The organism is Pseudomonas sp. Pso3 (assembly GCF_055393275.1).
Genome location: NZ_AP043687.1, coordinates 1162501 through 1178113, shown reverse-complemented (window position 1 = coordinate 1178113; position 15613 = coordinate 1162501). Strand labels below are relative to the sequence as shown.

The following is a 15613-nucleotide window of genomic DNA, read 5'->3' as shown; positions in this document are numbered from 1 at the left end:
CTGCCATGAAGTCGTCGATCCTGGGCCTTTGCGCCCTGCTCTCCGCCGCCCTGCCCATGACATCCAGCTACGCTGACGTCATTACTCTGAGGTTTTCCCATGTGGTAGCGCCGGAGACCCCCAAGGGCAAGGGTGCTCAGCTGTTCCAGCAGCTGGTGGCGCAGCGTCTCGCCGGGCAGGTCCAGGTGGAGGTGCTGCCCAGCGGCACGGCCTTTACCGATGCCAACGAACTCCAGGCGCTGCAGGACGGCAAGGTCGACATCCTGGCGCCGGCGATCAGCAAACTCACCGAACTCAGTCCCAAGCTCAAGCTGTTCGACCTGCCCTTCCTGTTCGAGAGTCGTGCGGCCCTCGATCACTTCCAGGCCCGGCCCAGCGGTCGCCAGCTGCTGCAGAGCCTGGAGCCAGCCGGGGTCATCGGCCTGGCCTACTGGCCCAACGGCCTCAAGCAGCTGTCGGCGCGCAAGCCCCTGCGCGAACCCGGCGATGCCAAGGGACTGGTGTTCCGCATCCAGAACTCCGACGTCCTGCAGAGCCAGTTCGAGGCCCTGGGCGCCACGGCGGTCAGGCTGCCCTTCAACCAGACCTTGCAGGCGCTCACCACGGGCACCGTCAATGCCACCGAGAACACCTGGTCCAATTACTGGAGCCAGCGTCTCGACCAGCAGCAGCGCTATTTCACCGAGAGCAACCATGGCGCCCTCGACTACATGCTGATCGTCAAGGCGGATCGCTGGCGCACCCTGCCCTTCGCCGTACGCAGTACCCTGGAAGAGATCATCGACCAGGTGACCTTCGAGGTGAAAAAGCAATCCGAGGCGGAAAACCAGCGTGATCGGGCGCGCATCGCCGCCGCGGGTGGCAGCGAGATCATCACCCTCACTCCCGAACAACGGGCGCGCTGGCGGGACGCCATGCGCCCTGTGTGGCAGCGTTACGAAGGCGAGCTCGGCGCCTCGCTGCTCAAGGCGGCGGAAACCTCGAACTAGCGGGACTGTTGCGGCGGCGCGGCCCAGCGGCGCAGGGGCAGACTGCCCGCCTCGCGACACTGCAGATCGCGAAAGGGCCCCGCGATCCGGACCCAACCCGGCCCCGGCGGCGTCTGGGTACAGAAGTCCTGACCATCGGTGTTGCTGCGCCAGCGCCAGTAGGCCGCCGGCTCGGCGACGGCCTGGCTACCCAGCAATCCCAGCAGGCCGATCGCCAGGTACCTGCCAGCGGTCCGCCGGAACCTCTCGCGCGATAAGCATGTCGGTTTGCAGGTAGGCCCTCTGAATTCGCACAGGATTTCCGCCATGCCGCTATCCGTCTTGCGTAGCAAACCCACCCTCCTCGCCCTCGCTCTGGTTGGCGCCGGTCTGGCTCTGACCGGCTGCGCCCGCGATCCGGAAAAACGTTCTCTGGGTGCCGAGGCGATCAGCAATGCCAAGAGCATGGCGCGCACCGATGCCGACATGCAGAAGGTGCTGAACAAATACGCCAGCTTCGATCCCAAGGCCGTGGAAAAACTCACCGCTCAGCAGGCCCGCCAACAGCCTACCATCGCCGATGCGGTCAAGGGTGTCCTGCAGGACGAGGGTCGTCCCACCCAGCCTGAGGCCCTGGTACCCGGCGTGACCAGCGTCGACCGTGCTGTGGATGGCGCCGCCGGGGTGCTGCCCGCCCGCATCTACACCCCCGAGGGCCAGGGTCCCTTCCCGGTCATCCTCTACTTCCACGGCGGCGGCTGGGTGTTCGCCGATCGCAACGTTTACGACGGTGGCGCCCGCGGTCTGGCCAAGCAGGCCAATGCCATCGTGGTCTCGGTGGACTATCGCCAGGCGCCCGAATACAAGTTTCCCGCTGCCCATGATGACGCCCTGGCGGCCTATCGCTGGGTGACCACCCACGCCGGCTCGCTCAACGGCGATTCCCAGCGGCTGGCCCTGGCCGGTGAAAGCGCCGGGGGCAACCTGGCGGTGGCGACCGCCGTGGCCGCCCGCAAGGCCGGTCTCACCGCACCCAAGCACGTGCTGTCGGTCTATCCGGTGGCCCAGACCAACACCCATACCCCGTCCTACGAGCAGTATGCGGACGCCAAGCCGCTCAATCGGCCAATGATGCTGTGGTTCGTCGAACAGGTGACCCGTACGCCCGCCGATCTCAAGGATCCGCGCCTGGACCTGACTCGCGCCGACCTCGCCGGCCTGCCGCCGGTGACCATCGTCAATGCCGAGATCGATCCCCTGCGTGACGACGGTGGCTTCCTGGAGACCGCCCTGCGCCAGGCCGGCGTCCAGGTGGAGCGCAAGGTCTATCCGGGCGTCACCCACGAGTTCTTCGGCACCGCTGCGGTGGTGCAGAAGGCCAAGGACGCCCAGGCCTATGCCGGCAGCCGTCTCAAGACGGACCTGGGCAAATAACAGTCTTCCGTCCGTCGTGAACACCGCCGGCCCCATGCCGGCGGTGTGCATTCAGTCGGGAAACAGCAAGGGCCCGGCCTCGCGCATGAAGATCTCGCAGGTCTTGGGGCCCACCCCCTTCAGGGTCTGCAGGCGGCGCTCGAAATCCGCACGATCGGCGCTGGCGTTACGTAGCTTGAGAAAACTGCCGCCATAGTCTTCCTGCAGATGACGACAGACATCCAGCAGGCGCGTGGCGGTGCTCTCGTCATAACGCCGGTAGTGGCCCTCGCCGAGATAGCTGACCAGTTGCTGCCAGCTCAGATTGAGCAGCTTGCGCGGCGTGTCGCGGCCGTATTTGCGATAGAGCACCGTCCAGGCCTGGGCAGCGATGCTCTGGGAGATGCGCTTGCCGAACAGGTAGCTGGCCAGGAACCAGCCGAACAGCGCCGGCTCGTCGCCCGGCGCCAGGGTCAGACCGAGATCGGCCGCAGAAGTCGTCTTGCTCAAGCATCATTCCTCTCTTAGGCATCTTGCCTAGGGAGGATCTGGCGCGGACGAGGTTCGAAACCAGCGACAGCCGGCAGGCTACTGGCGGATCACCTCGCCGCGTTGCGGCGCCAGCCGCGCCAGCAGGGCATTCTGCGCCCGCTCCGGGATGCCCTCGCGCCGCATGGCCAGTTGCAGGTCTTCCACCAGGGCATTGAAGTCGGCGGGTTGCAGATTCAGACCGCGATGACTTTCCGCCATGCTCGCCCCTTCATAACGACAGGGACCGCCCGCATCGGCACAGAATTTCTGGATGAGCAGCTTGCGCAGCCGCGCGATGTCGACATTGGCGAAGTAGTGCCGGATCCGCCCGTCGCGCGCCACGTTGAGCAGCATCCCCTCGACGATTCGGGTGATGCCGGGCTGGCCACCCAGCTCCTGATAGAGCCGATCGCCCGCCGGCGGCTGGGGCGTGCAACCCAGCATCAGCAGCAGCGCCGCCAGCACCAGAGGCTTCGCCTGCATCAGTAGCTCCCCTGCAGCGACAGATAGAGGCCCTGCTGATCGTCCAGGGTGGCGATCTCGCCCAGCCAGGCATAGGCCAGCACCAGCGACAGATGCTTGTTGGGGAAATAGCCGACGAAGGTATCCACCCAGTCACTCTCTCGGGTAAAGGACAGATTCTGCGGCTTCTCGCGATATTCCATGCCCACCGCCCACTGGGGATTGAAGAACACCGCCGCCGAGCCCTCCTTGAGCCACTGACGGCTGTCGTTGCGATCGCCACCGAAGCCCAGCAGCCCCATCTCGTTGGCGCGGCTGTACCTGAGACCGACGTTGAGCAGCAGGTTGTAGCCGAAGGCGCCGCCCAGAAACAGCCGGCTGGCACCCAGGTAGCCCTCGACATCGCTGTCGCGCCGCGCCCCCACAGCTGCAGGAATGCCAAAGTCGCGCTGATGCTTGTACTGCACGCCTAGGGCGATCTGCGGCAGTCGGTCGTAGATCAGGTCACCTGCCAGGCGCACCTTGGCGCCGACGATGTCCTGGCTGAGGCTGTCTTCCTCGAGCTTCATCAACCGCCGCAGGGTCGGCATGTCCAGGCGCTGGCGGGCATAGGAGACCTCCACCCGATTGTCATAGGCCGCCGCCACGCCGGTGGCATCGAGCCGATAGTCACCGGTCCATACCCGGGTGGCAAAGGCGGTGGCGCCGGCCTGGCCGCTTTCGCCATAGCCGCCGATCACCGCCCAGGGCGTGATACCACCGCCCGCCGCGCCTTCCAGACTGCTGGCGCCGCCGGTGGCCAGCAGCTTGCCGCCGTCGGCCTGCACCCCGGTCGCCAGCAGCAACCCCGCCAGCAGCCAGCTACGACTCATGACAGCGCCTCCAGCACCGGCTGGCTCTGCCGTTCCATCCAGGCCTCGAATTCCACGGCCGGTACCGGGCGGCTGATGTAGTACCCCTGGATCACATCGCAGCCCCAGCTGCGCAACAGCGCCAGGGCCCGGGCTTCCTCGACCCCTTCGGCGACCACCTCCAGCCCCAGGTTGTGGCCCATCTCGATGGTCGAGCGGACGATGACGGCGTCATCGTTGCCCGGTGCCAGCTCCTTCACGAAGGACTGGTCGATCTTCAATTCGTCCACCGGCAGCCGCTTCAGGTGTGCCAGGGAAGCCTGGCCGGTGCCGTAGTCGTCCACCGACAACCGGATGCCCAGCACGGAGAGCCGGGTCAGCAGCGCGATGGCCGCTTCCGGATCGGCCATGATGGCGCTCTCGGTGATCTCGAAGGTTAGCTGCCGCGCCGAGACGCCGGCGTCATCCAGCCAGCCCATCACCCGCTCGGGCAGTCGGGCATCGGCCAGGTCGACCGCCGAGACGTTCAGCGACACCTTGACCTCTCGGCCCTGGGTCTGCCAGAGCGCCAGCTGCCGGATCGCCGCCTGGATCACCCAGCGGGTGAGTCCGGCCATGCTGCCACTGCGCTCGGCCAGGGGAATGAATTCACCCGGCGAGACCATGCCCAGTTCGACGTGGCGCCAGCGCAGCAGCACCTCGGCCTGGTGCGGCCCGCTGCCCTGCAGCGCCACCTTGGGTTGGAACACCAGCATCAATTCACCCCGCTCGCCCGCCAGCGGCAGATCGTGGACCAGTTGCAGACGCCGCTGCTGGGCCGCATCCCGTCCTTCATCATAGACCCGCAGGCGATCCGGCAACTGCCCGGCATCGAGCATGGCGCTGCGCGCGCGCTCGATCAGCTGGGTCGGATCGTCGCCATGGCGCGGATATTCGACGACACCGATCCGGCAACTGAGACGATACAGCTGACCTTCCCACTCGATCGGCTCGGCCAGCGACAGACGCAGCTGCTCGGCGAGCCCCACCGCGCCTTCCAGACCGACGCGGCAGAACTGCACGAGAAACTCGTCGCCCACCGGTCGCGAGACGCAGCCACGGCCGGCCAGCAGCACCTGCGCCCGCTCGGCCACCATCCTGAGCATCCGATCGCCCCCGGCGACCCCGGCGCTTTCATTGATCGCCTGGAAGCCATCCAGCCCCAGGTACAGCAGCGAAACCTGGGATTGGGTGGCGATGAAGACCCGCAGGCGTTCCTCGGCCAGGATGCGATTGGGCAATCCGGTCAGGGCATCATGCAAGGCATTGTGATTTAGCCGCTGCTCGCGTTCAGCGATGCCCTGGCGCATCTCTTCGAGCACCTGTGCCAAGCGGCCGAATTCGTCCCGGCGCTGGACTTCCACCTTTACCCCGTAGTCCCCCTGGCCGATCCGCCAGGACATCACCGACAGCTGCCGCAACGGCTGGGCCAGGTTGCGTGCCAGCCAGAGCGCGCCCAGCAGCGCCGCCAGCAGGGCACCGCCGGCGATCAGCGCCAGTTGCCTGAGCAGGGGTTCGAACTCGACCATGGCCAGATCGAGTGAACGCAGCAGATAGACCTGTACCGGATGGTCGGCGGTGCCGAGGGTCAGCCGCTTGACCTGATAGCGGCGATCACCCAGGATCAGCTGCCAGCTATCGCTGCCCTTGGGCGCGTTCGCCAGCTCAGGCAGCAGCAGCCGTCCCTGCGCCTCCGGCAGGGTACTGGCCATCAGCGCCGCTTCGCCGAGAAACACCACGTCCAGGTTGATCAGCGAGCGAAATTCCTCGGCCATGGCCTGATCCATGGCGAAACTCATCACCACCTGGGCAATGGGCACAGGAGCCCGGACCGGCACCGTGACCCGCAATTGCGGCAGGCCGGTACCCGCCAGCACACAGCTGCCGTCATTGCCCGACGCCACCGCGACGGGCAGCCGCTCGCCTTGGCTGTGCGCCGCCACGGTGCTGGCGATCAGCCGGCCGTCCAGATCCAGCAGATAGGTATCGCCCGCGCCCACCCGGGCGCCATGGTTGGCCAGCGCTGACCTCAGGGTCGGCACATCGCCACTGGCGACGGCATCGCGAAAGCCGAAATCGGCGGCGAGCACCCGCACGGCATCGTTCAGCCGGCGGCAGCGCCCGTCCAGCACCTGGCGAAAGACCCGCGCCCCGGTGTCGAGCTGGTCATAGGACTGGCGCACCGCACTGGCCTCGGTGGCGGCCTTGACCGTCAGATAGACCAGGGTGATGACCACCAGCATCAGCAGGAAAAGACTGCCGGCGATGCGGGTCTGGAAACTATGGATGAGCTTCATCGTGCGTGGCCTTGTGGAAGGCATCCTCGAAAGCCGAGCTCGCCGGCTCCACGGACTGCGGCTTCGGCTGAACCGCCAGCTGGAGTTTCAGGGTCACCGGCTTGCCCGCCACGTCCAGCGCAGGCTGGGCGACCTCCTGCTTGTCGCTGAGGTCGGGGTGCCACAGTGCCAGCTGATAATGACCGTCCGGCGCCTCCAGGCGGGCCTGGCCCTGACTGTCGGTCACCGCGGAGCGCCCGGCGGTGGTCACGTAGACGTATCCCACCATCCAATCGTGGATATTGCAGCCCACCACCACCACGCCCGGTTGGTCGAACACCACCGGCGTGCTGGGAAGCCCGTGGTAGAGCGGCAGCTCGAAGCGCTTCGGGCTGGAAAAGGAATAGACCTGATGGCGGATGTCGTCGGTATTGGGAAAGCTCACCGCCGTCCCGGTGGCCACCGCCAGGACATGGGGGACGAAGCGCCGATTCTGCTGGTCGATGGCCGCGGGCCGCCGCTCGGGCACCAGTCCCGGCGCTGACAGCATAACCACCGCATCGGCCAGGGGTGCTCCCTGGCTGTCCACGACCTGCACGGCGACCGGCGCCGCCTGCGCGCTGCCGAGGCCCAAGACCAGCAATCCCGTTACTAGATGTCGCTTGTTCACCCGCTGTTCTCCACCGCGCGCCCTTGGAAACTCTCGCCGGCTTCGCGGCGTGACTTCAGCTTTAGCGGCAGTCTCGGGGGAATCTTTATCGTCGCGACGGCCAGTCGTTGCCCCGGTCGTCGCACTTCAAGCGGTGCCCGGCGGTCAAGAAGGACAGGTCTCGGCCTGCGTTGAAAAAGCAGCGCCCTCGCCCCATGTTGGCCCTACATCCAAGCCCAAGGTACGCCAATGAGCGATCAGGACAACCAAGCGGACATTCTCAGCGAAGAAGCCGGCCAGACCGGTCTGGTGCTACCCGGCCAGAATCTTCCCGACAAGCTGTACGTCATCCCCATTCACAACCGGCCCTTCTTCCCGGCGCAGGTACTGCCCGTCATCGTCAACGAAGAGCCTTGGGCGGAAACCCTGGAGCTGGTGGCCAAGACCGACCACCATTGCCTGGCGCTGTTCTACATGGAGCAGCAACCCGGCGATGCCGACGGCTTCGATCCCGACCAGTTGCCGCAGCACGGCACCCTGGTGCGCATCCACCATGCCACCCGCCAGGACGGCAAGCTGCAGTTCGTGGCCCAGGGCCTGTCGCGGGTGCGCATCCGCGGCTGGCTGCGCCGGCAGCGTCCGCCCTATCTGGTGGAAGTCGAGCACCTGCGCCCCAGTCCCGATCCCAGCGACGAGGTGAAGGCCTACGGCATGGCGCTGATCAACGCGATCAAGGAGCTCTTGCCCCTCAACCCGCTGTACAGCGAAGAGCTGAAGAACTATCTCAATCGCTTCAGCCCCAACGACCCCTCGCCGCTCACCGACTTCGCCGCCGCCCTCACCACCGCGCCGGGCGATGAACTGCAGCAGGTGCTCGATACCGTGCCCATGCTGCAGCGCATGGAAAAGGTCCTGCCGCTGCTGCGCAAGGAGGTCGAGGTCGCGCGCCTGCAGAAGGAGCTGTCCGCCGAGGTCAATCGCAAGATCAACGAGCGCCAGCGCGAATTCTTCCTCAAGGAGCAGCTCAAGCTGATCCAGCAGGAGTTGGGCATCACCAAGGACGATCGCAGCAGCGACATCGAAGGTTTTCGCCAGCGCCTGGACGGCAAGATCCTGCCCGAAGCCGCGCAGAAGCGCATCGACGACGAGCTGAACAAGCTGTCCATCCTCGAGACCGGCTCGCCGGAATACGGCGTCACCCGCAACTACCTGGACTGGGCCACCGATCTGCCGTGGGGTATCCACGGCCAGGACAAGCTCGATCTCAAGCACGCGCGCAAGGTGCTCGACCGGCACCACGCCGGGCTCGACGACATCAAGAATCGCATCCTCGAATTCCTCGCGGTGGGCGCCTTCAAGGGTGAGGTGACCGGCTCCATCGTGCTGCTGGTGGGTCCGCCCGGGGTGGGCAAGACCAGCATCGGCAAGTCCATCGCCGAATCCCTCGGCCGCCCCTTCTATCGCTTCAGTGTCGGCGGCATGAGGGACGAAGCCGAGATCAAGGGCCACCGCCGTACCTACATCGGCGCCATGCCCGGCAAGCTCGTCCAGGCTCTGCGCGACGTCAAGGTGATGAATCCGGTCATCATGCTCGACGAGATCGACAAGATGGGCCAGAGCTACCAGGGCGATCCCGCCTCGGCGCTGCTGGAGACCCTGGATCCGGAGCAGAACGTCGACTTCCTCGACCACTATCTGGATCTGCGCCTGGACCTGTCCAAGGTGCTGTTCGTCTGTACCGCCAACACCCTGGACTCCATTCCCGGGCCTCTGCTGGACCGCATGGAGGTCATCCGCCTCTCCGGCTATATCGCCGAGGAAAAGCAGGCCATCGCCAAGCGCCACCTCTGGCCCAAGCAGCTGGACAAGGCCGGGGTGCCCAAGGATCGCCTGACGCTCACCGACAGTGCCCTCAAGGCCCTGGTGGAAGGCTATGCCCGGGAAGCCGGCGTACGCCAGCTGGAGAAGCAGCTGGGCAAGCTGGTGCGCAAGGCGGTGGTCAGGCTCATCGAGGACCCCAAGCTCAAGATCAAGATCGGCGCCTCGGATCTCGAGGACTATCTGGGCATGCCGCCCTTCCGCAAGGAGCAGGTGCTGTCCGGGGTCGGCATCATCACCGGGCTGGCCTGGACCAGCATGGGCGGCGCCACCCTGCCGATCGAGGCGACGCGCATCCATACCCTGAATCGCGGCTTCAAGCTCACCGGCAAGCTGGGTGACGTCATGAAGGAATCCGCCGAGATCGCCTACAGCTACGTCACCGCGCATCTCAAGGATTTCAAGGGCGATCCGAACTTCTTCGACCAGGCCCTCGTCCACCTGCACGTACCCGAAGGCGCCACGCCCAAGGATGGTCCCAGTGCCGGCATCACCATGGCCTCCGCCCTGCTGTCGCTGGCGCGCAACCAGGCGCCCAAGAAGAACGTGGCCATGACCGGCGAGCTGACCCTGACCGGCCAGGTGCTGCCCATTGGCGGGGTACGGGAAAAGGTCATCGCGGCGCGGCGGCAGAAGATCAGTGAACTGATCCTGCCGGAGCCCAATCGCGGTGATTTCGAAGAGCTGCCCGCCTATCTCAAGGAGGGGCTGACCGTCCACTTCGCTAAGCGCTTCGCCGACGTCGCCAAGGTGCTCTTCTAGTCTGACCGTCCGACCTCTTGGGGTATGCTCTGCGTTTTGCCGTCATACCCCGGAGGTTTCCATGTCCAACCGTCTTCTGTTCTGCGGCTGTCTGCTCCTGGCCGGCTGCAGCAGCACCCAGCCGAGCGGCAACCTCATCCTGGGTGACGACAGCGACTGCACCCCGCTGGCCATGCACATCGGCCAGGAACTGACCCTGACCCTGCCCAGCGATCCCACCAGCGGCTATCGCTGGACCATCCTTCAGCGCAGCGACAACCTCAGGCAACTCGGCCCGGAAGTCTTTCGCGAACAGCGCCAGGACCAGGGCGGCATCGGCAGCGCCGGTCAGTCCCTCTGGCGCTTCCGCGCCCAGAGCGCCGGCAGCGCCCATCTCGAACTCCAGGCTCGCCAGCCCTGGGATGCCGAAGCCGAGCCCCAGGCCCGCTTCGACTGCCGTATCGAAATCCGCTGAGCCCACGTCCAGCGGTGCCTGCCGGGGGTACAATGCCCCCTTTCGATTTTCCAGGTACCGCCCATGAGCGAAGCCGACCGCCTGTTCGCGTCGCCGCAGCCTCCTGCCGACTTCACCTTCAACGAAGACGTGGTGCGCGTCTTTCCCGACATGATCAAGAGATCCGTGCCGGGCTATCCCACCATCGTCGAGAATCTCGGTGTCATCGCCGCACGGTTCGCCCAGCCCCATAGCCGCCTCTATGACCTCGGCTGCTCCCTGGGCGCCGTGACCCAGGCGCTGCGCCGTCATGTCCGCGCCGAGGGTACCCGGGTGGTGGCCATCGACAACTCCACCGCCATGGTTACCCGCTGCCGCGAATACCTCAGCGCCCAGGACTCCATGCATGAGGAGTTGCTCCCGGTAGAGGTGGTGGAAGCCGATATCCTCGAAGTCCCGCTCGAACCGGCTTCGGTGATCGCCCTCAACTTCACCCTGCAATTCATCGCCCCGGAACAGCGCCTGGGCCTGCTCAGCCGACTGCGCGCCAGCCTGCTGCCCGGCGGCGCCCTGCTGCTGTCGGAAAAGATCCGTTTTCCGGAGACCGAGACCCAGGCCCTGCTCAACGGCTTGCATCTGGACTTCAAGAGAGCCAATGGCTACAGCGAGCTGGAAATCGCCCAGAAACGCACCGCGCTGGAAAACGTCATGCTCACCGACACCCTGGACGAACACCGTGCGCGCCTGCAGGCCGCCGGCTTCACCACCGTCGTGCCCTGGTTCCAATGCCTCAACTTCACCTCCCTGATCGCCCTGCCATGACCCAGCCGTCCTACCTCGCAGCCCTGCAACAGGCGCTGGCGGATACCCCGCTGGCCACCTGGTCCCAGTCCCTCGAAGCCGTCCTGGCCGCCAAGTACGCCCGCGGCCACGGCGATCTGCAGCGCTGGCAAGCGGGTGTCGATGCGCTCCCCGAAATCGCTGTAGCGGCTGTCGAACTGAGTGAGGCCGTGCGCCTCCTCGGTGCTCCTACCGCGGAGCAGCACCAGGCCCTGCGCGAGGCACTGCTGCAACTGCGCCCGTGGCGCAAGGGCCCCTTCCAGCTGTTCGATCTCCACCTGGATACCGAATGGCGCTCCGACTGGAAGTGGGACAGGGTCTCCCCTCACCTGGATCTGCAGGGCAAGCGCGTCCTGGATGTCGGCTGCGGCAATGGCTACTACCAGTGGCGCATGCTTGGCGCCGGAGCCAGCCTGGTCCTGGGTGTCGATCCCAACTGGCTGTTCCATTGCCAATTCCAGGCCCTGCGCCGCTATCTGCCCGACCTGCCCACCTGGCACCTGCCATTGACACTGGAAGAGCTGCCCGTCCTGGACGGCGGCTTTGATACCGTCTTTTCCATGGGCGTGCTCTACCATCGTCGTTCGCCCATCGACCACCTGCTGGATCTGAAGAACTGCCTCGACAGCGGCGGTGAGCTGGTCCTGGAAACCCTGGTCGTCGAAGGCGATGCCACCACCGTTCTGGTACCCGAAGACCGCTATGCCCAGATGCGCAACGTCTGGTTCCTGCCCTCCGCGGCCGCCCTGCAACTCTGGCTGCAACGCGCCGGCTATCGTGACGTCCGCCTGGTGGACCTCACCCCCACGACGGTAGACGAACAGCGCTCCACCGAATGGATGGGCTTCCAGTCGCTACCGGACTTCCTGAATCCGGAAGATCCAAGCCTGACTGTCGAAGGCCTCCCCGCTCCCCTGCGCGCCACCCTGATAGCCCGCAAACCCTGAACGCAAAAAGCCCGGCACATGCCGGACTTTTTCTTGCTCGCGTAACGCTGCGGTAGGTTGGGTTGAGCGCAGCGAAGCCCAACATCCAGCTGATCGCGGCCATGGGCCGCTCCTACTGCATGCCTTTTAGCAGGAGCGGCGGCATCGGCGGATTGCCATGGCCGCAATAGCCGGGCTGTTGTAGCTCCTGTGCTCTTTTCGGAGTGCCACCAGTGACCGTCTAGCAGGCTCCGCGCCAAGCTCTCCGCCACTCCGCTCCTGGTCCCCTCTCCCCCCGGGAGAGGGCTAGGGTGAGGGCAACCTCAGCTACGCAGCCTCAGGCCTTCGCTGGCCGATCATCTGCTCCCAGCGCCTAGGCATGCTGACGCCCGGCCAAACTTTTCCCGCCCCAAAGACAACACCCCCGCCAGAATGAACTGAGCGGGGGTGCTGGGTGTTAGGCGCTTGACGATGACCTACTCTCACATGGGGAAGCCCCACACTACCATCGGCGATGCATCGTTTCACTTCTGAGTTCGGGAAGGGATCAGGTGGTTCCAATGCTCTATGTTCGTCAAGCAATTCGGTTGGCTGGCCAGGCGATGGAGCTGCCTGGCTGGCCCAATTGGGTCTGTGATCGAAGTAGACGTGTCGTCTTTGGGGTCTTGCGAACCCACGCGCCCGTTTTCGGCGTCGTCTTCCTCACGCTCTGACACGCGGTCAGATTGTTTGGGTGTTATATGGTCAAGCCTCACGGGCAATTAGTATCGGTTAGCTCAACGCCTCACAGCGCTTACACACCCGACCTATCAACGTCGTAGTCTTCGACGGCCCTTCAGGAAGCTCAAGGCTCCAGTGAGATCTCATCTTGAGGCAAGTTTCCCGCTTAGATGCTTTCAGCGGTTATCTCTTCCGAACATAGCTACCCGGCAATGCCACTGGCGTGACAACCGGAACACCAGAGGTTCGTCCACTCCGGTCCTCTCGTACTAGGAGCAGCCCCTCTCAAATCTCAAACGTCCACGGCAGATAGGGACCGAACTGTCTCACGACGTTCTAAACCCAGCTCGCGTACCACTTTAAATGGCGAACAGCCATACCCTTGGGACCGGCTTCAGCCCCAGGATGTGATGAGCCGACATCGAGGTGCCAAACACCGCCGTCGATATGAACTCTTGGGCGGTATCAGCCTGTTATCCCCGGAGTACCTTTTATCCGTTGAGCGATGGCCCTTCCATACAGAACCACCGGATCACTAAGACCTACTTTCGTACCTGCTCGACGTGTCTGTCTCGCAGTCAAGCGCGCTTTTGCCTTTATACTCTGCGACCGATTTCCGACCGGTCTGAGCGCACCTTCGTACTCCTCCGTTACTCTTTAGGAGGAGACCGCCCCAGTCAAACTGCCCACCATACACTGTCCTCGATCCGGATAACGGACCAGAGTTAGAACCTCAAGGTTGCCAGGGTGGTATTTCAAGGATGGCTCCACGCAGACTGGCGTCCACGCTTCAAAGCCTCCCACCTATCCTACACAAGCAAGCTCAAAGTCCAGTGCAAAGCTACAGTAAAGGTTCACGGGGTCTTTCCGTCTAGCCGCGGATACACTGCATCTTCACAGCGATTTCAATTTCACTGAGTCTCGGGTGGAGACAGCGCCGCCATCGTTACGCCATTCGTGCAGGTCGGAACTTACCCGACAAGGAATTTCGCTACCTTAGGACCGTTATAGTTACGGCCGCCGTTTACCGGGGCTTCGATCAAGAGCTTCGCTTGCGCTAACCCCATCAATTAACCTTCCGGCACCGGGCAGGCGTCACACCCTATACGTCCACTTTCGTGTTTGCAGAGTGCTGTGTTTTTAATAAACAGTCGCAGCGGCCTGGTATCTTCGACCGGCATGAGCTTACGGGGTAAACCCTTCACCCTCACCGGCGCACCTTCTCCCGAAGTTACGGTGCCATTTTGCCTAGTTCCTTCACCCGAGTTCTCTCAAGCGCCTTGGTATTCTCTACCCGACCACCTGTGTCGGTTTGGGGTACGGTTCCTAGTTACCTGAAGCTTAGAGGCTTTTCTTGGAAGCATGGCATCAACCACTTCTCCTTCTAAAAGAAGGATCGTCATCAGCTCTCGGCCTAGACCGTCCGGATTTACCTAAACGATCAGCCTACCACCTTAAACTTGGACAACCAACGCCAAGCTGGCCTAGCCTTCTCCGTCCCCCCATCGCAGTAACTAGAAGTACGGGAATATTAACCCGTTTCCCATCGACTACGCCTTTCAGCCTCGCCTTAGGGACCGACTCACCCTGCGTCGATTAACGTTGCGCAGGAACCCTTGGTCTTTCGGCGTGCGAGTTTTTCACTCGCATTGTCGTTACTCATGTCAGCATTCGCACTTCTGATACCTCCAGCAAGCTTCTCAACTCACCTTCACAGGCTTACAGAACGCTCCTCTACCGCATCACCAAAGGTGATACCCGTAGCTTCGGTGCCTGGTTTGAGCCCCGTTACATCTTCCGCGCAGGCCGACTCGACTAGTGAGCTATTACGCTTTCTTTAAAGGGTGGCTGCTTCTAAGCCAACCTCCTAGCTGTCTAAGCCTTCCCACATCGTTTACCACTTAACCAGGACTTTGGGACCTTAGCTGACGGTCTGGGTTGTTTCCCTTTTCACGACGGACGTTAGCACCCGCCGTGTGTCTCCCATGCTCGGCACTTCTGGGTATTCGGAGTTTGCATCGGTTTGGTAAGTCGGGATGACCCCCTAGCCGAAACAGTGCTCTACCCCCCAGAGTGATACATGAGGCGCTACCTAAATAGCTTTCGAGGAGAACCAGCTATCTCCGAGCTTGATTAGCCTTTCACTCCGATCCACAAGTCATCCCCTGCCTTTTCAACGGAAGTGGGTTCGGTCCTCCAGTCAGTGTTACCTAACCTTCAACCTGCTCATGGATAGATCGCCCGGTTTCGGGTCTATTCCCAGCGACTAGACGCCCTATTAAGACTCGCTTTCGCTACGCCTCCCCTATTCGGTTAAGCTCGCCACTGAAAATAAGTCGCTGACCCATTATACAAAAGGTACGCAGTCACCCAACAAAGTGGGCTCCCACTGCTTGTACGCATACGGTTTCAGGTTCTATTTCACTCCCCTCTCCGGGGTTCTTTTCGCCTTTCCCTCACGGTACTGGTTCACTATCGGTCAGTCAGGAGTATTTAGCCTTGGAGGATGGTCCCCCCATATTCAGACAGGGTTTCTCGTGCCCCGTCCTACTCGATTTCATTGATAAGAGCGTTTCGCGTACAGGGCTATCACCCACTATGGCCGCACTTTCCAGAGCGTTCCGCTACTCTCAAATCAACTTAAGGGCTGGTCCCCGTTCGCTCGCCACTACTAAGGGAATCTCGGTTGATTTCTTTTCCTCAGGGTACTTAGATGTTTCAGTTCCCCTGGTTCGCCTCTTAACCCTATGGATTCAGGTTAAGATACCTAGCTTATGCTAGGTGGGTTCCCCCATTCAGAGATCTCCGGGTCACAGGTCATTTGCCACCTCACCGAAGCTTATCGCAGGCTATCACGTCTTTCAT

General features: G+C 63.4%; 12 protein-coding genes and 2 rRNA genes (1 of these 14 cut by a window edge). 6 read left to right on the top strand and 8 right to left on the bottom strand.

The window, feature by feature from the left end:
• Positions 1 to 5: 5 nt before the first annotated feature.
• Positions 6 to 989 (top strand): DctP family TRAP transporter solute-binding subunit, encoded by a 984-nt coding sequence (locus ACZ5R1_RS05520; protein ID WP_027598412.1) that lies wholly within the window; start codon positions 6 to 8, stop codon positions 987 to 989.
• Here the strand turns inward: ACZ5R1_RS05520 and ACZ5R1_RS05515 are convergent.
• Complete coding sequence (locus ACZ5R1_RS05515; protein WP_007163019.1) at positions 986 to 1186, bottom strand: hypothetical protein; 201 nt, start codon at positions 1184 to 1186, stop codon at positions 986 to 988. The two genes, ACZ5R1_RS05520 and ACZ5R1_RS05515, sit on opposite strands and share 4 nt — an antisense overlap.
• A gap of 109 nt (positions 1187 to 1295) precedes the next feature.
• Between ACZ5R1_RS05515 and ACZ5R1_RS05510 the strand changes: the two genes are divergently transcribed.
• Positions 1296 to 2402: an alpha/beta hydrolase gene (locus tag ACZ5R1_RS05510; protein WP_027598414.1), complete on the top strand. Its 1107-nt coding sequence runs from the start codon at positions 1296 to 1298 to the stop codon at positions 2400 to 2402.
• Between the two features lie 51 nt (positions 2403 to 2453).
• On the opposite strand, the gene ACZ5R1_RS05505 is transcribed toward ACZ5R1_RS05510, so the two are convergent.
• The 5 genes from ACZ5R1_RS05505 to ACZ5R1_RS05485 all read right to left on the bottom strand — a co-directional run bounded on the left by ACZ5R1_RS05505 (position 2454) and on the right by ACZ5R1_RS05485 (position 7210).
• Positions 2454 to 2891: an HhH-GDP family DNA glycosylase gene (locus ACZ5R1_RS05505; RefSeq protein WP_464712849.1), complete on the bottom strand. Its 438-nt coding sequence runs from the start codon at positions 2889 to 2891 to the stop codon at positions 2454 to 2456.
• A gap of 78 nt (positions 2892 to 2969) precedes the next feature.
• Positions 2970 to 3395 carry a group I truncated hemoglobin gene (locus tag ACZ5R1_RS05500; protein WP_007163016.1) on the bottom strand — a complete coding sequence of 142 codons (426 nt, stop codon included), beginning with the start codon at positions 3393 to 3395 and terminating at the stop codon, positions 2970 to 2972.
• Positions 3395 to 4246, bottom strand: coding sequence for a DUF3034 family protein (locus ACZ5R1_RS05495; RefSeq protein ID WP_150339377.1), 852 nt, complete (start codon positions 4244 to 4246; stop codon positions 3395 to 3397). The genes ACZ5R1_RS05500 and ACZ5R1_RS05495 overlap by 1 nt, the downstream gene beginning before the upstream one ends.
• Entirely contained in the window at positions 4243 to 6561 is a 2319-nt protein-coding gene (locus tag ACZ5R1_RS05490) for a putative bifunctional diguanylate cyclase/phosphodiesterase (RefSeq protein ID WP_464712848.1), read from the bottom strand. Before ACZ5R1_RS05490 ends, ACZ5R1_RS05495 begins: the two co-directional genes overlap by 4 nt.
• On the bottom strand, positions 6545 to 7210 hold the full coding sequence (locus tag ACZ5R1_RS05485; RefSeq protein WP_042138079.1) for a methylamine utilization protein: 666 nt from the start codon (positions 7208 to 7210) through the stop codon (positions 6545 to 6547). The genes ACZ5R1_RS05490 and ACZ5R1_RS05485 overlap by 17 nt, the downstream gene beginning before the upstream one ends.
• Positions 7211 to 7438: 228 nt before the next feature.
• Here ACZ5R1_RS05485 and lon point away from each other — a divergent pair, with 228 nt between their 5' ends.
• The 4 genes from lon (at position 7439) to cmoB (ending at position 12049) form a co-directional block, all read left to right on the top strand.
• On the top strand, positions 7439 to 9829 hold the full coding sequence (gene lon, locus ACZ5R1_RS05480) for an endopeptidase La (RefSeq protein ID WP_027601420.1): 2391 nt from the start codon (positions 7439 to 7441) through the stop codon (positions 9827 to 9829).
• A 61-nt stretch (positions 9830 to 9890) separates the two neighbouring features.
• A complete protein-coding gene (locus tag ACZ5R1_RS05475; RefSeq protein ID WP_108582941.1) occupies positions 9891 to 10283 on the top strand; it encodes a protease inhibitor I42 family protein in 393 nt (130 codons plus the stop codon).
• 63 nt (positions 10284 to 10346) lie between these two features.
• Positions 10347 to 11084, top strand: a complete 738-nt coding sequence (gene cmoA / locus ACZ5R1_RS05470) for a carboxy-S-adenosyl-L-methionine synthase CmoA (RefSeq protein ID WP_027598420.1) — start codon at positions 10347 to 10349, stop codon at positions 11082 to 11084.
• The gene (cmoB, locus tag ACZ5R1_RS05465) at positions 11081 to 12049 is read left to right on the top strand and encodes a tRNA 5-methoxyuridine(34)/uridine 5-oxyacetic acid(34) synthase CmoB (protein WP_145248612.1); all 969 of its coding nucleotides are present in this window, start codon (positions 11081 to 11083) and stop codon (positions 12047 to 12049) included. The genes cmoA and cmoB overlap by 4 nt, the downstream gene beginning before the upstream one ends.
• 442 nt (positions 12050 to 12491) lie before the next feature.
• On the opposite strand, the gene rrf is transcribed toward cmoB, so the two are convergent.
• Positions 12492 to 12607: ribosomal RNA gene (gene rrf / locus ACZ5R1_RS05460) — 5S ribosomal RNA — on the bottom strand.
• 161 nt (positions 12608 to 12768) lie between these two features.
• Positions 12769 to 15613 (bottom strand): 23S ribosomal RNA (locus ACZ5R1_RS05455) (it continues 48 nt past the right edge of the window).

Excerpts from the sequence above, each read along its gene's own strand:
- ACZ5R1_RS05520 (WP_027598412.1), top strand. The coding sequence starts at position 6 with ATGAAGTCGTCGATCCTGGGCCTTTGCGCCCTGCTCTCCGCCGCCCTG.
- ACZ5R1_RS05510 (WP_027598414.1), top strand. The coding sequence starts at position 1,296 with ATGCCGCTATCCGTCTTGCGTAGCAAACCCACCCTCCTCGCCCTCGCT.
- ACZ5R1_RS05500 (WP_007163016.1), bottom strand. The coding sequence starts at position 3,395 with ATGCAGGCGAAGCCTCTGGTGCTGGCGGCGCTGCTGCTGATGCTGGGT.
- ACZ5R1_RS05495 (WP_150339377.1), bottom strand. The coding sequence starts at position 4,246 with ATGAGTCGTAGCTGGCTGCTGGCGGGGTTGCTGCTGGCGACCGGGGTG.
- ACZ5R1_RS05490 (WP_464712848.1), bottom strand. The coding sequence starts at position 6,561 with ATGAAGCTCATCCATAGTTTCCAGACCCGCATCGCCGGCAGTCTTTTC.
- lon (WP_027601420.1), top strand. The coding sequence starts at position 7,439 with ATGAGCGATCAGGACAACCAAGCGGACATTCTCAGCGAAGAAGCCGGC.
- ACZ5R1_RS05475 (WP_108582941.1), top strand. The coding sequence starts at position 9,891 with ATGTCCAACCGTCTTCTGTTCTGCGGCTGTCTGCTCCTGGCCGGCTGC.
- cmoA (WP_027598420.1), top strand. The coding sequence starts at position 10,347 with ATGAGCGAAGCCGACCGCCTGTTCGCGTCGCCGCAGCCTCCTGCCGAC.
- cmoB (WP_145248612.1), top strand. The coding sequence starts at position 11,081 with ATGACCCAGCCGTCCTACCTCGCAGCCCTGCAACAGGCGCTGGCGGAT.